Annotated in this window: 22 protein-coding genes; 17 read left to right on the forward strand and 5 right to left on the reverse strand. The window is 65.7% G+C overall.

The window, feature by feature from the left end; genetic code table 11:
* Positions 1-61 precede the first annotated feature (61 nt).
* From ABRP34_RS09315 to ABRP34_RS09335, 5 genes are all read left to right on the forward strand, one after another.
* Complete coding sequence (locus ABRP34_RS09315) at positions 62-931, forward strand: hypothetical protein (RefSeq protein ID WP_353713340.1); 870 nt, start codon at positions 62-64, stop codon at positions 929-931.
* Positions 928-1359, forward strand: a complete 432-nt coding sequence (locus tag ABRP34_RS09320) for a phage holin family protein (RefSeq protein WP_353713011.1) — start codon at positions 928-930, stop codon at positions 1357-1359. The genes ABRP34_RS09315 and ABRP34_RS09320 overlap by 4 nt, the downstream gene beginning before the upstream one ends.
* Positions 1356-1964 carry a DUF3618 domain-containing protein gene (locus ABRP34_RS09325; RefSeq protein WP_353711552.1) on the forward strand — a complete coding sequence of 203 codons (609 nt, stop codon included), beginning with the start codon at positions 1356-1358 and terminating at the stop codon, positions 1962-1964. Before ABRP34_RS09320 ends, ABRP34_RS09325 begins: the two co-directional genes overlap by 4 nt.
* A 420-nt stretch (positions 1965-2384) precedes the next feature.
* Positions 2385-2810, forward strand: a complete 426-nt coding sequence (locus tag ABRP34_RS09330) for a hypothetical protein (RefSeq protein WP_353713012.1) — start codon at positions 2385-2387, stop codon at positions 2808-2810.
* A gap of 92 nt (positions 2811-2902) precedes the next feature.
* Positions 2903-3577, forward strand: a complete 675-nt coding sequence (locus tag ABRP34_RS09335) for a DUF6766 family protein (protein WP_353713013.1) — start codon at positions 2903-2905, stop codon at positions 3575-3577.
* 52 nt (positions 3578-3629) lie between these two features.
* Here the strand turns inward: ABRP34_RS09335 and ABRP34_RS09340 are convergent, their stop codons facing one another.
* Both ABRP34_RS09340 and ABRP34_RS09345 read right to left on the reverse strand, forming a co-directional pair.
* Positions 3630-3917, reverse strand: coding sequence for a DUF6221 family protein (locus tag ABRP34_RS09340; RefSeq protein WP_353713014.1), 288 nt, complete (start codon positions 3915-3917; stop codon positions 3630-3632).
* A gap of 75 nt (positions 3918-3992) precedes the next feature.
* Positions 3993-4544, reverse strand: coding sequence for a universal stress protein (locus ABRP34_RS09345; protein WP_139023211.1), 552 nt, complete (start codon positions 4542-4544; stop codon positions 3993-3995).
* A 106-nt stretch (positions 4545-4650) separates the two neighbouring features.
* Between ABRP34_RS09345 and ABRP34_RS09350 the strand changes: the two genes are divergently transcribed.
* Positions 4651-5121, forward strand: coding sequence for a hypothetical protein (locus ABRP34_RS09350; RefSeq protein ID WP_353713015.1), 471 nt, complete (start codon positions 4651-4653; stop codon positions 5119-5121).
* Here the strand turns inward: ABRP34_RS09350 and ABRP34_RS09355 are convergent.
* A complete protein-coding gene (locus ABRP34_RS09355; RefSeq protein ID WP_353713016.1) occupies positions 5058-5990 on the reverse strand; it encodes an alkaline phosphatase family protein in 933 nt (310 codons plus the stop codon). The two genes, ABRP34_RS09350 and ABRP34_RS09355, sit on opposite strands and share 64 nt — an antisense overlap.
* Before the next feature lie 358 nt (positions 5991-6348).
* On the opposite strand from ABRP34_RS09355, the gene ABRP34_RS09360 reads away from it, so the two are divergent.
* From ABRP34_RS09360 to ABRP34_RS09380, 5 genes are all read left to right on the forward strand, one after another.
* Complete coding sequence (locus ABRP34_RS09360) at positions 6349-6972, forward strand: protein-tyrosine-phosphatase (protein ID WP_003797604.1); 624 nt, start codon at positions 6349-6351, stop codon at positions 6970-6972.
* 53 nt (positions 6973-7025) lie between these two features.
* Positions 7026-8123, forward strand: coding sequence for an LCP family protein (locus ABRP34_RS09365; protein WP_353713017.1), 1098 nt, complete (start codon positions 7026-7028; stop codon positions 8121-8123).
* A 51-nt stretch (positions 8124-8174) separates the two neighbouring features.
* Complete coding sequence (locus tag ABRP34_RS09370) at positions 8175-8339, forward strand: hypothetical protein (RefSeq protein WP_353713018.1); 165 nt, start codon at positions 8175-8177, stop codon at positions 8337-8339.
* Positions 8340-8714: 375 nt separating this feature from the next.
* Positions 8715-9473 (forward strand): histidine phosphatase family protein, encoded by a 759-nt coding sequence (locus tag ABRP34_RS09375; protein ID WP_353713019.1) that lies wholly within the window; start codon positions 8715-8717, stop codon positions 9471-9473.
* On the forward strand, positions 9457-10470 hold the full coding sequence (locus tag ABRP34_RS09380; RefSeq protein ID WP_353713020.1) for an ADP/ATP-dependent (S)-NAD(P)H-hydrate dehydratase: 1014 nt from the start codon (positions 9457-9459) through the stop codon (positions 10468-10470). The genes ABRP34_RS09375 and ABRP34_RS09380 overlap by 17 nt, the downstream gene beginning before the upstream one ends.
* A gap of 43 nt (positions 10471-10513) precedes the next feature.
* Here the strand turns inward: ABRP34_RS09380 and ABRP34_RS09385 are convergent, their stop codons facing one another.
* Positions 10514-11932: an extracellular solute-binding protein gene (locus tag ABRP34_RS09385; protein WP_353713021.1), complete on the reverse strand. Its 1419-nt coding sequence runs from the start codon at positions 11930-11932 to the stop codon at positions 10514-10516.
* A 590-nt stretch (positions 11933-12522) separates the two neighbouring features.
* Here ABRP34_RS09385 and ABRP34_RS09390 point away from each other — a divergent pair.
* The 4 genes from ABRP34_RS09390 to ctaD all read left to right on the forward strand — a co-directional run bounded on the left by ABRP34_RS09390 (position 12523) and on the right by ctaD (position 15926).
* Positions 12523-12945, forward strand: coding sequence for a hypothetical protein (locus tag ABRP34_RS09390; protein ID WP_353713022.1), 423 nt, complete (start codon positions 12523-12525; stop codon positions 12943-12945).
* A gap of 190 nt (positions 12946-13135) precedes the next feature.
* Positions 13136-13501: a hypothetical protein gene (locus tag ABRP34_RS09395; RefSeq protein ID WP_003797619.1), complete on the forward strand. Its 366-nt coding sequence runs from the start codon at positions 13136-13138 to the stop codon at positions 13499-13501.
* A 78-nt stretch (positions 13502-13579) separates the two neighbouring features.
* Positions 13580-14044, forward strand: a complete 465-nt coding sequence (locus ABRP34_RS09400; RefSeq protein ID WP_353713023.1) for a DUF4383 domain-containing protein — start codon at positions 13580-13582, stop codon at positions 14042-14044.
* A gap of 130 nt (positions 14045-14174) precedes the next feature.
* On the forward strand, positions 14175-15926 hold the full coding sequence (gene ctaD, locus ABRP34_RS09405; RefSeq protein WP_353713024.1) for a cytochrome c oxidase subunit I: 1752 nt from the start codon (positions 14175-14177) through the stop codon (positions 15924-15926).
* A 122-nt stretch (positions 15927-16048) separates the two neighbouring features.
* Here the strand turns inward: ctaD and ABRP34_RS09410 are convergent, their stop codons facing one another.
* Positions 16049-16387: a hypothetical protein gene (locus ABRP34_RS09410; RefSeq protein ID WP_353713025.1), complete on the reverse strand. Its 339-nt coding sequence runs from the start codon at positions 16385-16387 to the stop codon at positions 16049-16051.
* 601 nt (positions 16388-16988) lie between these two features.
* Between ABRP34_RS09410 and ABRP34_RS09415 the strand changes: the two genes are divergently transcribed.
* Together ABRP34_RS09415 and ABRP34_RS09420 are read left to right on the forward strand one after the other, a co-directional pair.
* Positions 16989-19229, forward strand: a complete 2241-nt coding sequence (locus tag ABRP34_RS09415; protein WP_353713026.1) for a S9 family peptidase — start codon at positions 16989-16991, stop codon at positions 19227-19229.
* Positions 19230-19576: 347 nt separating this feature from the next.
* The gene (locus ABRP34_RS09420) at positions 19577-20326 is read left to right on the forward strand and encodes a peptidoglycan-binding protein (protein WP_353713027.1); all 750 of its coding nucleotides are present in this window, start codon (positions 19577-19579) and stop codon (positions 20324-20326) included.
* The last annotated feature ends 1 nt before the right edge of the window (position 20327 follow it).

Raw genomic sequence — 20327 nt, forward strand, 5'->3', positions numbered from 1 at the left:
TTACTATTGCTCAGTGCTGGTTCATCAGCAGCAGCTAACCCTTAAAGGAAAGAGAGCAATGATGACCGAGAACCCATTCGGCACCGAAGCGGAGACCACGCGTCTGGGCACGACCGGCTCGGGCACCACGGGCTATGGCACCACCGGAACGGGCACCGGCTATGACACCACCGCCGTGGGAACCCCTGACTATGCGGGCACCACCGGCTACCGGGATAATGCGTCTTCGAAGAAGGACGTGGCGAAAGACGAAGCCGCAAACGTGGCCGGCCAGGCCGCCGGCGCCGCCCAGAACGTGGCCGAGACAGCCAAGGCCGAGGCAGCGAACGTCGCGTCTGAAGCCAAGAACAGTGCCCGGGATCTGCTGCACCAGGCAAAATCGGACCTGACCAGCCAGGCCGGCACCCAGCAGGCCAAGGCCGCCGAAGGCATCCGCAGCATCTCCTCGCAGCTGCGCACCATGGCCGACGCGCCGGACCAGCAGGGCGTGGCCGCGGACCTGATCCGGCAGGCCGCCGACCGCTCCGCATCGGTCGCGTCCTGGCTGGACAACCGGGATCCGGGCTCACTGCTGAACGAGGCCAAGTCCTTCGCCCGGCAGCGCCCCGGCACCTTCCTGCTCCTCGCAGCAGGGGCAGGCCTGCTCGCCGGACGACTCGGCCGCAGCCTGCAGGCCGGCGCCCCCGCAGCCGGAACCGGCGCGGGATCCACCAGCGGGACGCTCCCCCAATACCCCGTCCAGCCGCCAGTGACGGAAAGCAGTATCACGGCCGCCCCGCTCTACGACGCACCGCAGGCGACCCCGACCACCTACGCGGAAACCGTGTACGGCGAGCCGGCCCGCCCCGGCTTTGACGCGCCGGGTTCGGCAGGCGTTCCGCTGCGTGACCCCGAGGATCCGTATACCGAGGGTGGAGGTCGTCCCCTGTGAGCAGCCAGATCCCTGATACCCCGTCCACGGCCGCGCACGCGAAGGCCGACACCACCTCTCTCGGTGACCTCCTCGGCGAGGTCACCCGGGACCTGTCCACCCTGATCCGGCAGGAAATTGAACTCGCCAAAGCCGAACTGAAACAGTCCGGCACCCGCGCCGGCAAGGGCGGCGGCATGCTCGCCGGCGCCGGCGTCGCCGGGCACTTCGTGCTCCTGTTCCTCTCCGTCGCTCTCTGGTACGCCCTCGGCGAGCTGATGGGCCTGGGCTGGTCCGCCGTCGTCGTCGCCGTCCTCTGGGCCATCATCGCCGCGATCCTGGCCAGCGTGGGACGCAAGGAACTTAAAGCCATCAAAGGCATGCCCCAAACCGTCGAAACAGCCAGGGAAATCCCGCCCACCCTCAAACCGAACGGAGACCACCGATGAGTGAGAACCCGGACGCCATCCGCGCCGACATCGAAGCCACCCGCGCCCGCCTCGGCACCAACGTCGACGCCGTCGCCGACAAGGTCACCCCCTCCAACATCGTCCACCGGCAAACCGACAAGGTCCGCGACGCCGTCTTCGGCGTAAAGGAGAAAGTCATGGGCACCGCAGAACACACCACCCACACCACCGCGGGCGGGGTCCACCAGGCCACCGACACCGCCGGGAACGCCCTCCACGACGCCGGCGAAGCGATCGCCGACGCACCCCACCAGGTCAAAACCAAAACGCAGGGCAATCCCCTCGCCGCGGGCCTCATCGCGTTCGGCGCCGGCCTGCTCGTCTCCTCACTCATCCCCCCAAGCGAGAAGGAACGCGAAGCCGCCGACGCCCTCAAGACCGCCGCCGAACCGGTCACCACCCAGCTCACCGAGGCCGCCAAAGACATGGCCCAGGGCTGGAAGGAACCCGCCCAGGACGCCATGGAAAACGTCAAAGCCACCGCCACCGACGCCGCCCAGCACGTCAAGGAAGAAAGCCAAACCGCCGCCACCGATGTCAAAGCAACCGCCACCGACGCCAAAACCCACGTCCAGAACACCTGACCGGGCCTGAGCCTGGCCCTGCGACATCACCGGACCGCTACACCCGTGGGATACGGATGTAGCGGTCCGGCGTGTAAGGGGCCCTCCTGGGACGGTTCCAACTGAACGAAGGGAAGCCATGCAGGCCGGGGCAATGGAAATTTACGCCTACCTCCACGGCTCATACATGCTCCGCCCCATCCAGCGGGACCTGCTTGACCATGCAATCTACGAACTGGGCAATTCCGGCACGGACTGATCCCGCACAGTGTCAGGTCCTGCACAGTGTCCGGCCCTGGGCGAGCGCCCTGCAGGCGTGCCACTTGACGGCGCTGCGGGCACAGGCTACACAATAAGCAACCTTAGTAATTGGTGCCGTCCCTGCACGAGGAGGAGGAATTGCAGCGAGCAACATCTTCATTCGGCCAGAAAACCAGGAACGTGAAGACGCCTAGGGGCGTCGGGAGTCTGCGGCTTGGTCTCCTCGCCCTGCTCGCGCTCTCGGGAAGCGTACTGTCGGGGTGCGCCGCCGACGGGACGGGGGCCGCAGAAGCAGCCGAAGCGTTCCAACGGGACGTGGCCGGCTCCGACATGACGGCGGCGTGCTCGCTGCTCCAGTCCAAAACGCGGGAGGAGACGGCGCGTACCAGTGATGCCGGCACCTGCGAGAGCCAGCTGGAGAAGGCGAAAATGCCGGACGCAGGGAGGCTGCTGAGCACCGAGCAGTTCGGCCGTGACGCCTTCGTCGAATTCGAACACGACACTGTCTTCCTGGCCGCCTCCAATGCCGGCTGGAGAATTACAGGCGCAGGCTGCACCCCCAACGGCGAAGAAGCGCCGTACACGTGCGAAGTAGGAGGCAAATAGCATGCGCTGGAGCTTTGCCCTGTACCTCATCCTGATCTTCGGCGGACTGGCCTACATGGCCGCCGTCGGGCTTGTCCGGGGATAGGCGGACCGTGAAAAAAGCACTCAGAAACAACGGCCTCAGCCTCTTCTTCGGCACCATATTCCTGCTGGCACTCCTTGGCCAGGCGCTGACAGGCCATGCCCTCTTCAATGAGGAGCAGGTGGCCTCCGGACTGGAGGAAATCAGCCTCGGACAGTACCTGACGTCGTCGAACTTCGCAGTCGACGTCTCCGAAAACTGGCAGTCCGAGTACCTGCAGTTCCTGCTGTACATTTTCGCCACAATCTGGCTGGTCCAGAAGGGGTCCCCCGAGTCCAAGCAGCTCAACGAGACCGGACCGGAGTCGGACAAGGACCAACTGGTGGGCGAGTACAGCAATGCCAGGTCCCCGAAGTGGGCCCGTGTCTCCGGCTGGCGGCGCACCCTGTTCTCGAACTCGCTGGGACTGACGATGGGGCTGATATTTCTTCTGTCGTGGCTGGTGCAGTCAATCGCCGGGAACAGCAACTACAACCAGGAGCAGATCCAGAACTTCCAGCAGCCCGTCAGCTGGGCGGAGTACATCGTCTCGCCGGAGTTCTGGAACCGCACCCTGCAGAACTGGCAGTCCGAATTCCTTGCCGTCGGTTCCATGGTTGTCCTGTCGATCTACCTGCGCCAGCGCGGCTCACCGGAGTCCAAGCCCGTGGGCTCGGCGCACGACGACACGGGCACCACGGGCTAGCGCCGGGCGGCGGAGCCGCCGGCCCACAGGTACCGGGACCCGCCGTCGAGCATCACAGCCCGTCGACAGCCCAGCCTTCCTGGTAATCCGGATGGTCCTTGTAGACGGCGGCGAGGGACATCAGGACGTACTCGCTCGTCGAGCCGATAGCGGTGGGAACATCGGTGACCAAAGGGACATTGCCCAGGATCTTCCGTTTGGCTGCACATTCTGAAAGCACTCGTCCGGGATTGAACCAGCCGACGACGGGTCCCGCCGATCCTTCCAATTCCAGTCCCTTCCGGGCATCCGCCTCGTCCTCGGCGATCCGCGCTTCCAAAAAATCGATCAGGTCGGCCATATGAAGTCCCTCGCTTTCATCTTGTGTGGGTGGATGGTGTCCGTGGTTTGGACCGTCAGCCGCGTCGGAATGTTGTCAGCCGTCTTCCTTTGGGCGGTGCCGTCTCTGCGGGGCGAGCGGAACAACAACCACCGGCCGGGCCTGCCGGTGCGTGAGATGGACGGCCACCGAGCCAAGCAGCAACTGCTCCAGCCGGGCGCCCACCCTGCCTTCACGCGTGCCCACCACAATGACCGAGGCATCTGCCGAATCGGCCAGCCGGGCCAGGGCCCGCGCGGGCTCCCCGACGAGGGTCAGAAGCGACCACCGGATCCCGGCTTTGCCGAGGACAGCCTGCAAATGCTCCCTGAGATGGGCACTGGTTTGCTCGACGTCGTCAACGGTTCCGTCCTCCCCCGTCGACTGGAGCAGGTCCTGGTCGTCCCGCTCGTTGCTGAGATACGAGGTGATGTCCACATAGGCGCAGATGAGCTTGACGTTCAGGGAGTAGGCCAGTCGGGCGGCGCTGTGCACGACGGCGGGCGGTTGCCCGGGCACGACGCCGGCCACCACCGGGCCGGCAATCCGTTGCGGGACGAATTCGTCCTCCCGGTTCGGGAGCCCGGCCTTCTTCGCTGGCTCATTCATGAGTGCTGCCATTCCACGCTGTCCTTACGGCAGATCGGGGTGACTCTCATTTCCAGCCTACTAGGACGCACTGGCACCGGCGGGCAAGCTGATGGAGGATGGGCGCATGGCGCAACGTGGAGGTCGCTCGCAGTTCGCGGTTGCCGGCTGGCTCTTCGGGTCCGTCAGTGTTGTCCTAGGCCTGGTCATCCACGCCGTGTCCGGGCATCCCGTGCCTGCGGTGCCGATCGTCGTCGCCGCCGCTGCACTGCTGAGCCTGGCCGGTGCGGCGGTCACCCGGATTGGTGTTCCAAACTGGGCGTTGCTTGTGCTGGCTGGGGCGGGACAACAAACCATTCACTGGGCTTTCGCGCTCTTCTCCAGTCCGCTGTCCACCACCCTCGACGGTCACGGACATGCGGCCGCCGTTCAATTCGCCGGCCCCGGTCTGCTGCTGGCCGGTGTGCCAACCCAGCCGCTGCACGTGCTGCTGTACGCGCACGTTGCCGCGGCGCTGCTGACATCCCTGCTGGTTCAGCGGCTGAAAACATCCGACCCGAAGCGGTTCAATCCGGGGGCGGCGGCGTACCCGAGGTAGGGCAGGCCGAACGTGTCCTCGATGCTGGCCAGCAGGCTGTAGTGGTTGTATGAACGGTCCGAGGTGGTGCCTGCCCTGGCCAGCGGTGACAGCACCAGCGTCCCGATCAGACCGCCCGCCGCTCCCCCGGGCAGGACGGCGTCCGCGCTTTCCTTTCCCTCCGCCTCGTCGAAGGTGATGACCAGCATCCCGTCCTGCTTGTACGCCGGGGACGCCAGAATCTCCGGGACATGCTTGCGGAGCCATGCATCGGCCGAGGCCAGACCACCTTCCTGCCCGTCGACGCACGGGCTGTCGTGCCCGTCGTTGCACAGGTTCGGGCTGATGTAGGACAGGTTCGGTGTGGTTGCCACGGTCTTGAGATCGGCGTCGAGGTGGGAGAAGTCGACGTCGTTGGCCTGGCACTCGGGCGACGACGTGATCCCGGCGAAGTACACGAACGGGTTGTGCCGGGTGGCGTACTGCTCGCCTTCCTGCGCTGCATGGTTCGAATCCCGGGCGCCCGGCGCCGGATGGAGGCACGGGGCGCCCATGTCCTCCATGTACCCCTTCCAGGTTTTCCCGGCCGCGCTCAGCTGGCCGGCAACCGTCTGCACAGACGCCGGGTACACGCAGCCGCTGCCCTGCGCCTGGCCCGGCGGCGTTGTGCCGCTTCCGTTGAACGCCTCGTAGACCGGGCAGTCGCCTTCGGTGGCGGGGTTTGGCCCCTGCCCCGAGATCTGGGCGATGTAGTTGGGAAGAGAAGCATGCCCGATCGCGTAGTACCGGCTCAGCAGCACGCCCCGGGGACGCAGAGTCCGGGACAGGTACCCTGCGTCCGACTTGTCGTTCCAGACGTCCCGGAAGGACTTGTTTTCCAGGTTGATCACGAACACATGCCCCGGCTTTGCCGCCCCTGTGGGCAAGGGCGAGTGCGACGGCGGTCCGGTTCCGCACGCAGCAAGCCCCGTAAGGGCCACCGCCAGCGCGGCCGGGAGCAACTTCCGGCCGGCCGGCCGGTCCCACCTGTGAATCGGAGCAGCTCTCATTGGATCCTGCCTTCTGGCGCAACGCCGTTTCGCGGTCCCCGCTCCATGCTGGCACCAACAGCCCGGCAGCAGCATGAAGAAAAGCTGGGAGTTGTTTGGGAGGGCGCACCACGCTCATCCGGAAAGCAGGGCGGCTCACATGTTAAGTTGAATCGGTGGGACAGACCTGTCCTGCACACCAGCCTGAGAGAGCCAATACGTGGAATCGCCTGCACCAGTCCGAATCCTGACCGTCTGCACGGGCAACATCTGCCGTTCCCCGGTGGCGGAACGACTGCTCCAGGCGGGCCTTGACCAGGTGCTTCCCGGTGGCTTCGAGGTGCGCAGCGCCGGAACCCGTGCCCTGGTGGGCGATCCCGTCCAGCCGCTCTCCGCGGACATCATCCGCACCTTCGGCGGCACCGCGGAGGGCTTCGCGGCGCGCCAGCTGTCGGCCAAGATTTTGCGGAACGTGGACCTGGTCCTCACCATGACGTCCGGGCACCGGGGCGAGGTGCTCCAGCTGGATGCCTCCCTGCTGAAGCGCACCTTCACCATCCGCGAGTTCGCCAGGATGCTCGATGTTCTGGAGGAGCGTGAAGGGCAGGCCCCTCAGGGCGCGGGCCTCAACGGTGAACGGCTCGCGGCCAACACCAAGCTCTGGCGCAAGCTTCCCGCCCGGGCCGCATCCGTCCGGCACCTCGCGCTGGCCCCCGATGCGGCGGACAACGACGTCGTTGACCCCTACCGCCGCAGCGCCGATTACTACCGGCAGATGGAAGACGAACTGGCCCCGGCGATCATCTCGGTCCTTCGTTTCGCCCGGCTGAACGCCCCCTCTTAAACCGGCCGGCCGCCGTCGTTCTCTCGGGCGGCTTTTGGTGGTACCGTCCGATCATGAAATCCCGGAACAGTCCGGGAGCCGGGGGCAACGGCGACCCCGCTCCAGGCGCCAATGGCGGCGCCAAACCCAAGCGGACCATACGCAACGCAGTTCTGGTAGGGCTGCTCGGGATTGCCCTGGTGGCCGGCGGCTTTCTGTTCAACCTGGCGCAGATCTGGAATACCCAGACCGCCAAGACGGAGATCAGCGCGGTCCCAGAGAGCCCCACACAGACCGCAACCACCAAGCCCTCGCCCACCAAGAAGCCGGCCCCCAAACCGGTGAAGCCGCCCCCGCCGCCTCCGCTGCCCATGAACATCCTGCTGATTGGCAGCGACCACCGCGAGGGCGACGCCCCGGCGCCGAACGGCCTGCCGAACCAGCGCGCGGACGTCCTCATGCTGGTGCATCTTGCGGCCGACGGGAAGCACGCCTACGGCATCTCGCTCATGCGCGACCTCTGGGTTCCGATCCCCGGGTACGGCGAAGCCAAGATCAACGCCTCGCTTGAGCAGGGCGGTATGCCGCTTGCCGTAAAGACCGTGGAGTCCCTGTTCGGGCAGAAGATCCAGCACGCCGTCATGATCGACTTCGAAGGTTTCAGGGGCATCACCGAGGCGCTCGGCGGCGTGGACGTCAACAATCCGGAGGCCTTCACGTCCACCCACGACACCCGGCAGCATTTTCCGGCAGGTGTGAACCGGCTTAAGGGCCAGCGCGCCCTCGAGTTCGTCCGCGAGCGCTACGCGTTTGTTGACGGCGACTACCGCCGGGTCGCGAACCAGCAGCTGTTCCTGCGCTCCACCCTGGCCAAGCTGCTATCCGCTCGCACCCTGACCAACCCGGTGACGCTGTACAAGCTGGTCAACACGGCGGCAAAGTACATCACCGTGGACAAGGGACTGAACGCGACCGCGCTGGCCAGCCTCGTGTACAGCCTGCGGAATGTCCGGATGCAGGACGCGGTGTTCTTCACACTTCCGACGGCGGGATTTGGGACCAGTACCGACGGACAGTCGATCATCCTGCCGGACTACGGCGCCACCGCCGCTGTGGGCGCGGCCCTGGGGAAGGACCGGCTGGGGCAGTACGCCGCGACGCTGGGGAAGTGACCCTTGTCTTTTAGTAACCAGCGTGATGAGTGAAAGCGTGAGGGGTACCCAGTGAAACAGCTGATCTGGATCATCGCAGTTGTTACGGTGCTGTTTTTCATCGCGGGCGCGACCATCAGGGCGGTAGCCTTCCTGCTGTGGGTGGCGCCCGTCCTCCTGCTGGCGGCCCTGCTGGCATTCTTCCTCAAACGTTCGGGCGGCAAACGCATCCCCTGACGCTCTCTCACCTCCTGCGGCTTACAACCGGACGCTCTCTCACCTCCTGTCGGTTCGCAACCGGACGTTCCCTCACCTCCTGTCGGTTCACAACCGGACGCTCCCTCACCTCCTGTCGGTTCGGGGCCAACGCTTCCGCACCTCCTCCTGCGGGAATTGCGGGATCGTCCCAAAAAAGGCGACGAAACGTGAGGGAGCGTCCCCAAAAAGGCGACGAAAGGTGAGAGAGCGTGTGGTGGGGCCGCGGGTGATTACTCTGCTGACATTGCGGGTACGGCACTAGTAACGTGGAAAATTCGCAGGCCTAGGCTGAACGGGAGTGCAATCGTGGGACAAAACGGAACCTCCGCTGAGGGAACGCACAAGGATGCCCCGGTGCCCGCTGCATGGACAGCCGGCGCCGTGGAACTCATCCTGATCCGGCACGGCGAGAGCCAGGGCAACGTGGCCGCCACCGATGCCACGGTTTCCGGCGCCGAGGTGATCGCGGTCCCAGCCCGTGATGCCGACGTCGAGCTTTCCTCCACCGGACGGGAGCAGGTGACGGCACTGGGCCGCGCGCTGGCGGCTGTTCCCGAGAACCGGCGGCCCGACGTCGTCATCTCCTCCCCGTACATGCGCGCCTACCAGACGGCAGAGATCGCCGTGGAAACGGCGGGCTGGCCCGTCCCCGTCCGCTCGGACGAGCGTCTCCGCGACCGGGAGCTGGGCATCCTGGACATGCTGACCGCTTTTGGGGTGGAAACCCGGCTTCCCCAGGAGGCAGAACGACGGCGGTGGCTGGGCAAGTTCTATTACCGTCCGCCGGGCGGGGAATCGTGGGCGGACGTGGCGCTGCGGCTCCGTTCCGTGATCGGGGAACTGAACGCGCTGGGCAGCGGCCACCGCGTGATGCTGGTGTGCCACGACGCCGTCGTCATGCTGTTCCGTTACATCCTTGAGGGTATGTCCGAACGGGAGCTCCTGGACGTGGCAGCCGGCACTCCGGTCCTGAACGCCTCAATGACCCGCTACGTGCGGCCGGAGGGTGTTGGCCCGTGGACGCTGGAGAGTTTCAACGTGGCAGACCACCTTATGGAGCAGGGCGTCGAAGTGACCGAACACGCCGGGGACGCCGATGTCCACCCGCGCTGAGCCCGCCAACACTGCAGCCAAAGACTCCGCCAACACTGCCGCGACCCTGATCACGCCAACGCTCCTGCGCAGCTGGCCGCTGCCCTCCGCGGGGTCCGACAAGTACTCCCGCGGCGCGGTGCTGGTCGTCGGCGGCGGCCGGCGCACTCCGGGAGCCGCGTTGCTCGCCGGTACGGCAGCACTTCGTGCCGGAGCTGGCCGGGTAACCCTGGCTGTGGCGGAGTCGGTGGCTGTCCAGCTGGCCGTGACGCTGCCGGAGGCGGGAGTGATCGGCCTGCCTCAATCCGCAGGCGGTTCCGTCGGCGATGCCGGGCTCGAAAACCTGCTCGGGGACTTCGATGCCGCAGACGCCGTGCTGATCGGCCCCGGACTGGACGACATCGGGCAGACCGAGGCGCTGCTCCGCGGGCTGCTGCGGCATGACGCCGCCAAGGGCCCGGGACAGAATGCCGCCCCGACGGTGGTGCTCGATGCCTACGCCCTGGGCGCCCTCCCCCGGCTGGCCGATGAGCTGGGCCCGTGGGCGGGCCGGCTGATTCTCACGCCAAACCCCACCGAGGCCGCGATCCTGCTGGGCCGGGACACGCGCGACCTGGCGGCCGACGTCGTCGAACTCGCCGGGAAGTACCGCGCGGTGGTGAGCTGCCAGGGCATGATTGCCGGGCCACCCGCCGTCGGCAACCCCGACGGCGGCTCTCCCGACAGCGGCTCGTCCGCCGGCGGCTCGTCCGCCGCTGATTTCCCGGCGACCGGAGACCACTGGGAAGTCACCACCGGCTACGGCGGGCTGGGAACTTCCGGCAGCGGCGACATTCTTGCCGGCGCCATCGCAGGGCTTCGGGCCCGAGGCACCAGCGACGCCCAGGCCGCCTGTTGGGGCACTCACCTGCACGCCGCAGCCGGCGACAGGCTCGCCAGCCGGGTGGGCAGCCTCGGCTACCTGGCGCGGGAACTGGCCGACGAACTGCCGCCCCTCATGATGGAACTGGCCACGTAGGCGACCTGGCTGGAGGCGGTCCCGGTCTTCGCTAGCCAGCGGCTCACTTCAGCGACTTCAGGATGGACCGGAGCGAAGCGGCAGCCTTGGTGGCTGCGGCCTGCGGCTGGGCCCGGCCCGCTGCAACGTCGCTAACGGCCTTGGCGATGGGCAACTCGGCCATCGCAGCGCTGGCCAGGTCGCCGTGGCCCTGGACAATGCCCCAGTGTTTCAGGTCGTTGGACCCCTGCAGCAGGGTGGAGAGAACGTCCTTGGCATAAACGCTGCCGAACCGCTCCGTCCTGCCCGCTGCCACGGGGGTGGACATCCAGGCATCCGCATACTCGGACGGGTTCGCGGTGCTGCCCGAACGCACAGGAACACGTTCCTCCGGGGCAATCGCGAGCCAGTCGGCGTAGCCGTCGGTCAGGAAGTACTCCACGAAGCGGCGGGCGGGTTCGGCATCGGAATCAGCCGTCACGGTCCAGGAGATCACTTCGCCGAAGTGCGCCGGCTGTTGCCCGTCCGGCCCTCGGAGGCTGCCGACCACTCCGGTGTTCCGCGCCAGGAAGAGCGGGTCCTTGGCGCATTCGGGGCAGCTGGGCCGCGCATCGGTCCTCGTGCCGGCCAGCTCGTCCAGCATGTTCGTCGGCCAGATGGCCATGGCGGCCTTGCCGGCGAAGTAGGCGGACCGCACTGTATCAATGTCTTGTATGCCGGGCACGGAATAGTTCTTGAGCAGGTCGCCGTAGAATCCGAGCGCCGCCACGCACTGGGGACTGTCGAACGTAATGCCTGCCTTGGCATCCACCATCTCGCAGCCGTTGCCCAGCGCAACGTGTTCAAACGACTGCTGCGTGAAGGCCTGGCCAGTCTTGTTGGCCGCGACAATGCCCGCCAGCTCCGGGGAATCCAGCTTCCTGGCCGCGGCAACAATGTCCGCGTACGTCCGGGGTGCCCTCAACCCGGCCTGGGCGAAGAGGTCCTTGCGGTAGTAGATCAGCTGGTGCCAGGCGGCGCCCGGAACGGCCAGCTGCTGGCCATTGTCGCGCGTCAGTTCCAGCGCCCGGGCGGCCCACGTTTGCTCCCCGAGGCTTTGCACAATGGCTTCGTTGGTCTTGAAGTCGACGTGGCCGGCGGCTGCCATGGTCCGGACCTGCCCCAGCGACAGCGAAGCCATCACGTCCGGAAGGTCACCGGAGGCGGCGGACGACGTCAGGACCTGGTTGAAGCGGTGCGAAGGAACGGTCACGAGGTCAGCCTTCACTCCGGTGGCAGCGGTGAAATCCCCGATGACGACGTGCAGCTTGGCAATGCGGTCCGGAAGCGTCTCGGTAGTCCAGACGGTGATGTTGTGGTGGTCGACGTCCGGGGCGGGCGTGGGTGGCTGACCATTGCCCTGCGTGCAGGACACCATAAAGACCGCTGCCAAGAACACCGCCGCCAGAACGCCCGCCCTGACTTGGCCTCTGGTCCTATTCACCTGGCGCTCCTGCCACACGGTGTCCGCAATACGGACGCACGCGGGGCGTTAAACCCCGCGTACAACAAGGAGACCTGTGTGACAAGCGTAACTAATTGGTGCCCGGCTGTCAGCAGTCCGCATTGACTGCAGGGCCGGTCCATAGCAGGACCCGGTTACCGCCCCCGGACAAACGGGCGCATACGAAGGGACGGCCTCCGCTCGTTGAGCCGGAGACCGTCCGCGAGAGGATCCGGATGCTGCTGCCGTGCGCTATTTGGCGCGGTGGCGTGCTCCCGGGCTAACCGCCCCTCTGGCAGCCAAATTGCCCCGGGTCCTCCCGTTCACCGCCAGCCACGTCGGCTGGCTGTAGATGTTTTATAGCACCGGCCCGGGCCGGCCACAAGGGCTCCGGCACCGTTTTTTCCTCCCGCTTTTCGGGCCGCCAAGGCAGGGAATCCAGCGTTTACGACGGCGGGCGGCCGGCTGTTCCGGCGGCATCCCGGCCAGGTCGGGGTACTATTGCCCGGCGCGGCGGCCCGGGAGTATTTTAAGCGTGGGACTGAGCTCAAGCAGCAGGGCGCCGATGCCCCCTATCCAGGAGCACGTCAATGACGACCATCTCCAACGCCCACCTTCCCGGCGAAGCGCAGCGCCCCTCCGGCGACCCCTTGTGGTGTTCCCAGTGCCAGACGGACGAACACCTGATCGTCGAATCGATCGAGGCCCTGCATCCCCCTCGGGACGGCATGGTGGACGTCTCGTACACCTGTGTTGAATGCGACCAGTTCTACGCCCACCCGGCCGGAGTCCACGACGTGGCAGGCGTACTGAACCGGCATGGCCAGATGATGGGTGTGCTGCAGTTCGGCGGCGAATACTTCCACTGCGGAACGCCGATGGCCTCGGTCAGCTCGGGAACCAGCAGCATCTACGGCACCGAGCTCGGCCGGCGCCGCACCATCCATGACGTGCACCTGCCCACCCGGCTGCTGCGGTGCGCCTGCGGGTTCCAAATGGAAGTGCCGGACTAAACCAGTGCCGGACTGAACGAGGCCCGTCGACCTGAACGAGGCCCCGGAGTTTTGTACAGATAACCTTCCGCCGGTTCTAACCCGGCGGGCAAGTTATTAGCGGCAGCACTGGTTACAAATGGTTCTTATCTTGAGATACTAATCATGCTTACTATATTTATGCCGGCATCAGACAACCGCAGGAGAGCTTATGCGCAGACTGCTCGCTACTATCACCGCCATCCTTGCCCTTGCCAGTGCCGGGCTGTCTCTCGCCGCGCCGTCTTATGCAACCTCCGCCCCGGGTTCCGCGGCACTGTCCGCCGCCCCGGCGGGCAGATCTGTGCAGGTTCAGGCGGGTACGTCCGATGCGGCCGGAACACCGGCGCCGACCGGAACGTCTTCCCCGTCTGCAACCCCGTCCGAGCCTCCTGCCAACCCAGGCACCGGAGAACCGGAAGAGTCGGAAACCAACCGCCTCGAATACGCCCCGTATGTTATCGCGGCGGTATTGATCATCACCCTCCTCGTCGTTTTTATCTGGCGACGCCGCCGCGGAAACAAAACCGTGGTTTAAGCGCCGTCAGAAACGGGCTTCGCCACATAAAGCAGTCAATTCACGTTTCACCCAATTCCATTTGAAGGAGTAGTCGCCATGACCACCATGGACAGCGCGGCCGGTGCAAGGTCCCGGCTGCAACGGGCGGCACAGGTTGTCGGAGCAGTATTCGTGCTCGTCGGCATCCTAGGGTTCATCCCCGGTATCACCACGAACTACGCGGCACTGGGAATGGCCGGTCCCGCCTCCGACGCCCTGCTTCTGGGCGTCTTCCAGGTATCGATCCTGCACAACATCGTCCATCTCCTCTTCGGTGTGGCCGGCCTGCTCATGGGACGGACGCCGGGACAGGCAAGGAGCTATCTGCTGTATGGCGGCGTCATCTACCTGGTGCTCTGGCTGTACGGCCTTTTGATTCCCCACGAGACCGCGGCGAACTTCGTACCCATCAACACGGCTGACAACTGGCTGCACTTCCTGCTGGGTGTTGGCATGATCGGGCTGGCCCTGCTGCTGTCCCGCGACACCAGGAGGGTGCACGGACCCGCCACGGGCCACTAACCACTAAACCTTTTGCGGGGGTGCTGCAGGCGCTATCCTGATGCCGTCGGTTCTGTGAACCGCTCACGGTCCGGCCGGCACCCTCGCCCCAAACGGGGCGTCGAAGCGCGATGCCGGGGAGTGGCAGACGATGACCGCATATCAGCAAGCTACAAGCACCACCGCCACCGAGATTCCAACGGTGGTGCCCCGCCGTAAGGGCAACATGGTGGTCCGGTGGATCACCACAACCGACCACAAGACCATCGGGTATCTGTACCTGATTACCTCCTTCGTGTTCTTCTGCCTGGGCGGCGTAATGGCCCTGCTCATCCGCGCCGAGCTCTTCGAACCGGGCATGCAGGTCCTGGTGACAAAAGAGCAATACAACCAAATGTTCACCATGCACGGCACGGTGATGCTGCTGATGTTCGCAACCCCCTTGTTCGCCGGGTTCACCAACGTGATCATGCCCCTGCAGATCGGTGCACCGGACGTTGCGTTCCCCCGACTGAACGCGCTGGCCTACTGGTTCTTCCTGTTCGGCTCCACCATCGCCGTTTCCGGCTTCATTACCCCGCAGGGATCCGCTTCCTTCGGATGGACGGTATACGCGCCCCTCAACAACACCACATTTACACCAGGCATCGGCGGTGACCTGTGGGTCTTCGGCCTGGCATTGTCCGGCTTCGGCACCATCCTGGGCGCGGTCAACTTCATCACCACGATCATCTGCATGCGCGCCCCCGGCATGACCATGTGGCGCATGCCGATCTTCACCTGGAACACCCTCATCACCTCGGTCCTGGTGCTTATGGCCTTCCCACCGCTGGCCGCAGCCCTGTTCGCCGTCGGCGCGGACCGCCGCTTCGGCGCCCACATTTATGACCCCGAAAACGGCGGAGCCCTCCTGTTCCAGCACCTGTTCTGGTTCTTCGGCCACCCCGAGGTGTACATCATCGCGCTGCCGTTCTTCGGCATCGTCTCCGAGATCTTCCCGGTCTTCAGCCGCAAGCCGATCTTCGGCTACAAGGGCCTGGTCTACGCGACCATCGCCATCGCCGCCCTTTCAGCCACGGTCTGGGCGCACCACATGTACGTCACCGGTTCGGTGCTGCTGCCGTTCTTTGCGCTGATGACCATGTTTATTGCGGTTCCCACCGGTGTGAAGTTCTTCAACTGGATCGGCACCATGTGGGGCGGCTCGCTGACGTTCGAAACCCCCATGCTGTGGAGCATCGGCTTCCTCATCACGTTCCTCTTCGGCGGCCTGACCGGCATCATCCTGGCCTCCCCGCCACTGGACTTCCACGTCTCCGACTCCTACTTCGTGGTGGCCCACTTCCACTACGTGGTGTTCGGCACCGTGGTGTTCGCGATGTTCGCCGGCTTCTACTTCTGGTGGCCGAAGTGGACGGGAAAGATGCTCAACGAGCGCCTCGGCAAGATCCACTTCTGGATGCTGCTCGTGGGCTTCCATGCCACCTTCCTGATCCAGCACTGGCTCGGCGTTGAAGGCATGCCCCGCCGGTACGCTGACTACATGCCGCAGGACAACTTCACGGCCATGAACCAGTTCTCCACTTTTGGCTCCTTCCTGCTGGGCGCCTCACTGATTCCGTTCTTCTGGAACGTCTTCATCACAGCCCGCAGCAAGGAAAAGGTGGAAGTCGACGACCCGTGGGGCTTTGGCGCTTCGTTGGAATGGGCCACGTCCTGCCCGCCGCCGCGGCACAACTTCACCTCGCTGCCGCGCATCCGCTCGGAGCGGCCGGCCCTGGACCTTCACCATCCTGAGTTGCGCGTACGCGAACACGACCCCGTGCACACGCCGGTCGCCGACGTTCTGGGCGCGGCGGACATCGGCGAGCGCGACGTGCGGGATCCTAACCCCGACCGCTAGCACGGGCTTTTCTGACACCCGGTCCCCCGGAGGCCCCTCCGGCACATGCTGAGGCCCCGGACTCCTTGGGAGTCCGGGGCCTCAGCGTGTAGTCAGTTTCTAACTGCTAACCAGCGGCCAACTCAAGCAGCCGCTGCGACCGCGTAGCGGCCGGCTCCGGCGCCAATTCCGCGGTCGGCCGGGGCCAGTACGCGGACGTTGCATTCGGACTGCTGCGGATCGATGGAACGTGGCAGGTGGTGCGTTTTGGAGCATTCCCGCAGCTGTTCAAGCGCGACGGGTTCGACACGGGCGTGGCTGACATCAACGACGAGCCGCAAGCCCTCACGGAGGTGGTTGGCGCGCTTCATAACGACGTAAAGAGCTTGGATGCTTTGGGCGGTTACATGTCCCTGGGCGGCGACCTGAGCCTCGCCGCAGTCGAGGTCCACGCGGACCAGTACCTTGAGCTTCTGGTTCAAAACTTCTCCCCTCATGCGCGGCCGCGACGCTGCGACCGGATATAACCCTAGCCTGCATGTGACTCAGGTAACAGGAAGATTCTAAATGTTGCAGAAATGCGACTTTCCGCGCTGGCTGGGCTGGTGGAGGACCCGGCAACAGTCCCCGAACACGCAAATGGTCCGGGGACGCGTGGATTCCAGCGTCCCCGGACCAGTTGCGTGTCCTGAGTGTTCGACGACGGCGGTCGCCCGCGTGGGCCGCTCAGCTGCGGGTCGGGTCCGGACGCAGCGGCGCAGGGCCGGGGTCCGGCACCGGAAGCGGGCCGGGCGGCTCGGGCGCAGGGATAGGGTTGGGCGGTGCGGGACGGGACGGGTCCGGCCGCATGGGATCGGGTCCTGGCTCCGGCGGGAACGGCTCTGGTTCGTGTACTGGCGGGATGGTCATGCTTTCCCCCTCGAAGGCTCGTGTGGGTTCCTTATTGCTGACGCGAGTTCAGGATACGCCCGGCGCCGGAGCGGGGACAGGGCCCCGGCGGGCGTGCGGAAGTGCCATGAGCCAGCCTCTCCCCCGGTAGCGAACGGCCGCCCAAATGTCAGGGCGGCTCTATATATTGAGGGAATGACCCACACTCCGCTGCAGCAACCCGCCAGCTCCTCCGACGTTGCCACATCCCGGCCGCCCGTCGCCAAAAGGGTGCCCGCCGAGCGCACGCACCACGGGGATACTTTCGTGGACCACTACGAGTGGCTGCGGGACAAGGGGTCCGAGGAGGTCGTGGCGCATCTGAAGGCGGAGAACGCCTACCAGGAGGCCATCACGGCGCACCAGGAACCGCTGCGCGAGGCCATCTTCCAGGAGATCAAGGGCCGCACCAAGGAGACAGACCTGTCCGTTCCGAACCGCAAGGACGGCTGGTGGTACTTCAGCCGGTCCGTCGAGGGAAAGGAGTACGGCATCCAGTGCCGCGTCCGCGCCCAGAACACGGGCAACCCGGTGGCGGACTGGACTCCCCCGGCGGTGGAGGCCGGCGTCGAAATCCCCGGCGAGGAAGTCCTGCTGGACGGCAACGTCGAAGCCGAAGGCAAGCCGTTCTTCTCCGTGGGCGGCACGGCGGTGACCATCGACGGAAACCTTTACGCCTACGCCGTGGACAACGCTGGTGACGAGCGGTTCGCCCTCCGGATCAAGGACCTGCGGACCGGTGAACTGCTGCCGGACGTCATCGAGAACGTCTTCTACGGCGTGTCCTTCTCCCCGGACGGCACCCGCATCTTTTACACCGTGGTGGATGACTCGTGGCGGCCGTACCAGGTCAAATCCCACGTCCTGGGCACTCCCGTCACGGACGATGAGGTGATTTACCAGGAGGACGACGCCGCGATGTGGCTGGGCTTTGAGCTCTCCTCAGACCGGCGCCACCTCGTGCTCGGCATTGGCTGCTCCGAGTACAGCGAGACGCGCCTGCTGCGTTTTGACGACCCCGGCGCCGGCCTGTCCACCGTCATTTCCCGCAACGAACGCGTGCTTTACGAAGCCGAGCCGTTCCTGCTCGAGGGCCCGGACGGGCAGAAAACGGAACGCGTCCTGATCACCCACAACCGCAACGCCGTGAACTCCATGGTGTCGCTGGTGGACCCTGCCGAGCTTTCCAAGCCACTGGCCGAGCAGCACTGGACCACCGTCGTCGAGCATTCCGACGACGTCCGGGTCAACGGGGCGGGGGTTACCGCCACCCACCTCGTGGTCTCGATCCGGAAGGACACCATCGAGCGGGTCCAGGTGATGTCGCTGGCCGGGCTGGGGACTGCCGCCCAGCAGGCCCCGGTGGAACCTGCGTTTGACGAGGAACTGTATACCGCGGGGGTGGGCGGGTCTGACTACGAGGCTCCCGTGATCAGGCTGGGCTACACGTCCTACTTCACGCCGTCACGCATTTACGACTTCGTCCTGCCTACCCCGGAGCAGCCGGCCGGTGAACTCCTGCTGCGCAAGGAAAGCCCTGTGCTGGGCGGCTACGATGGCTCGGATTACGTGGCCACGCGCGAATGGGCCGAGGCTGCCGACGGCACCCGTGTCCCCCTCTCGGTGCTGCGGCACAAGGCCGTCAAGCAGGACTCGACGGCGGCCGGACTGGTTTATGGCTACGGTTCATACGAGCTGAGCATGGACCCGGGCTTCGGCATCGCCCGGCTCTCGCTGCTGGACCGCGGGGTTGTGTTCGTCATTGCCCACATCCGCGGCGGCGGTGAACTCGGCCGGCACTGGTATGAGGACGGCAAGAAGCTCAGCAAGAAAAACACTTTCACGGACTTCATCGCGGCCACAGACTGGCTGGCGCAGTCCGGCTGGGTGGCGCCGGACCGGATCGCCGCGCTGGGCGGGTCGGCCGGCGGCCTGCTCATGGGTGCGGTGGCCAACCTCGCCCCGGAGAAGTACGCAGCCGTGGTGGCGCAGGTTCCGTTCGTGGATCCGCTCACCAGCATCCTGGACCCGGAGCTGCCGCTGTCGGCTCTCGAGTGGGAGGAATGGGGCAACCCCATCACTGATCCCGCGGTGTATGAGTACATGAAGTCATATACCCCGTACGAGAACGTCCGCGAGGTGGCCTATCCCAAGATCGCCGCGGTCACGTCCTTCAACGACACCCGGGTGCTCTACGTGGAGCCGGCCAAGTGGGTGCAGGAACTCCGTAACAAGACCACGGGCAGCGAGCCGATCCTCATGAAGATCGAGATGGACGGCGGCCACGGCGGTGCCTCCGGCCGCTATGTGCAATGGCGCGAGCGGGCCTGGGACTACGCCTTCATCGCGGATTCGCTCGGGGCTACGGAGCTGCTGCCCGGCGCCGGGCTCAAATAGGCTCCGTGCGCACGTAACGCCCTCCGACTCGTTTCTTTGGTGCTCCCGCCTGCGATGTGCACCGTATAGCCAAAAACGGCCGCCTGCGCCTCTCGCTGCGGCGCCGCTTTACCAAGAATGGCCGCCCGAATCCTTGCCAGGCGGCCATTTTTGGCAAGTCGTTGCGGGTGCGGGGCGAGGGCGCTCCGAGGCTACTCCCCGCGCGGCGGAAGGCGGCAGGGATTCCGCCCTATCCAGGGCCGGGTATTTCCGAAAAATAGTAATCCTGCTTACTATTGTCGGGCATACGGGCTCGGTGCACCTGTCCGCTGGGGGTGGGGAATCCGACGCCGGAACTGGAGCATAGCGTGAGCAATGAACAAGGATTGACCCCGCTTTCCGACGACGAACTGAATGCGCAGGCGGGCATCGCACTGCCGGACAAGGAAGTGGCTTCCGTACTCGACCTCAACGCCGACCTCGATCTGGGCATCAGCGCAGCTGCGCCGATCGACCTCGCCGTGGCGGCCAACGCCAACGTCGCAGCCCCCATCGACGCCGCGGCCTCGGCGAACGTCCTGTCTTTCGGTTCAGAGTCGCAGGCCCTCGCTGACCAGGGCGTCATCATCTACCAGGGAATCACCGCCGACGCTACGGCAGACTCCGTACAGGACAGCACCATTACGCAGGGGTCCGGCGTTGTTGACGGCGGGGCCCCCGGCAGCACCGGCACCGATGTCATTGACGGAGGCACACCGGCCAGCACCGGTCCCGGCGTCCTTGATGGCGGGACGCCCGACGGCACGCTTCCCGACGGGACCATTCCGGACGGGACAGGTGTCGGCGCCCTCCCCGTCGATCCGTCCACTGCCCTCGACGGGGACCTCCTCAACGTCAATGTGGACCTCGCAGCCGACGCCGACATCGCCGCCCCGATCAACGGCGCCGTGGCTGCGAACGCCAACGTTGCCGCGCCCATTGACGCCGCTGTTGCAGCTAACATTGGCTCGATTGACAGCGACGCCTTCGCCGTGGCCCAGCAGGACGCCATCATCACCCAAGACATCGACGGCGAGGCCACCGCATCGGCAGATCAGCAGTCCGATCTGCAGCAGTAGT

It is taken from the genome of Arthrobacter sp. K5 (assembly GCF_040448525.1).
In the GTDB taxonomy this organism is placed as follows: Bacteria; Actinomycetota; Actinomycetes; order Actinomycetales; family Micrococcaceae; genus Arthrobacter; species Arthrobacter globiformis.

Coding starts and splice junctions, on each gene's coding strand:
- ABRP34_RS09350 (WP_353713015.1), top strand. CDS start 4,651: ATGGCGCAACGTGGAGGTCGCTCGCAGTTCGCGGTTGCCGGCTGGCTC.
- ABRP34_RS09395 (WP_003797619.1), top strand. CDS start 13,136: ATGCGCAGACTGCTCGCTACTATCACCGCCATCCTTGCCCTTGCCAGT.
- ABRP34_RS09400 (WP_353713023.1), top strand. CDS start 13,580: ATGACCACCATGGACAGCGCGGCCGGTGCAAGGTCCCGGCTGCAACGG.
- ABRP34_RS09380 (WP_353713020.1), top strand. CDS start 9,457: ATGTCCACCCGCGCTGAGCCCGCCAACACTGCAGCCAAAGACTCCGCC.
- ABRP34_RS09315 (WP_353713340.1), top strand. CDS start 62: ATGACCGAGAACCCATTCGGCACCGAAGCGGAGACCACGCGTCTGGGC.
- ctaD (WP_353713024.1), top strand. CDS start 14,175: ATGACCGCATATCAGCAAGCTACAAGCACCACCGCCACCGAGATTCCA.
- ABRP34_RS09415 (WP_353713026.1), top strand. CDS start 16,989: ATGACCCACACTCCGCTGCAGCAACCCGCCAGCTCCTCCGACGTTGCC.
- ABRP34_RS09340 (WP_353713014.1), bottom strand. CDS start 3,917: ATGGCCGACCTGATCGATTTTTTGGAAGCGCGGATCGCCGAGGACGAG.
- ABRP34_RS09365 (WP_353713017.1), top strand. CDS start 7,026: ATGAAATCCCGGAACAGTCCGGGAGCCGGGGGCAACGGCGACCCCGCT.
- ABRP34_RS09390 (WP_353713022.1), top strand. CDS start 12,523: ATGACGACCATCTCCAACGCCCACCTTCCCGGCGAAGCGCAGCGCCCC.
- ABRP34_RS09325 (WP_353711552.1), top strand. CDS start 1,356: ATGAGTGAGAACCCGGACGCCATCCGCGCCGACATCGAAGCCACCCGC.
- ABRP34_RS09345 (WP_139023211.1), bottom strand. CDS start 4,544: ATGAATGAGCCAGCGAAGAAGGCCGGGCTCCCGAACCGGGAGGACGAA.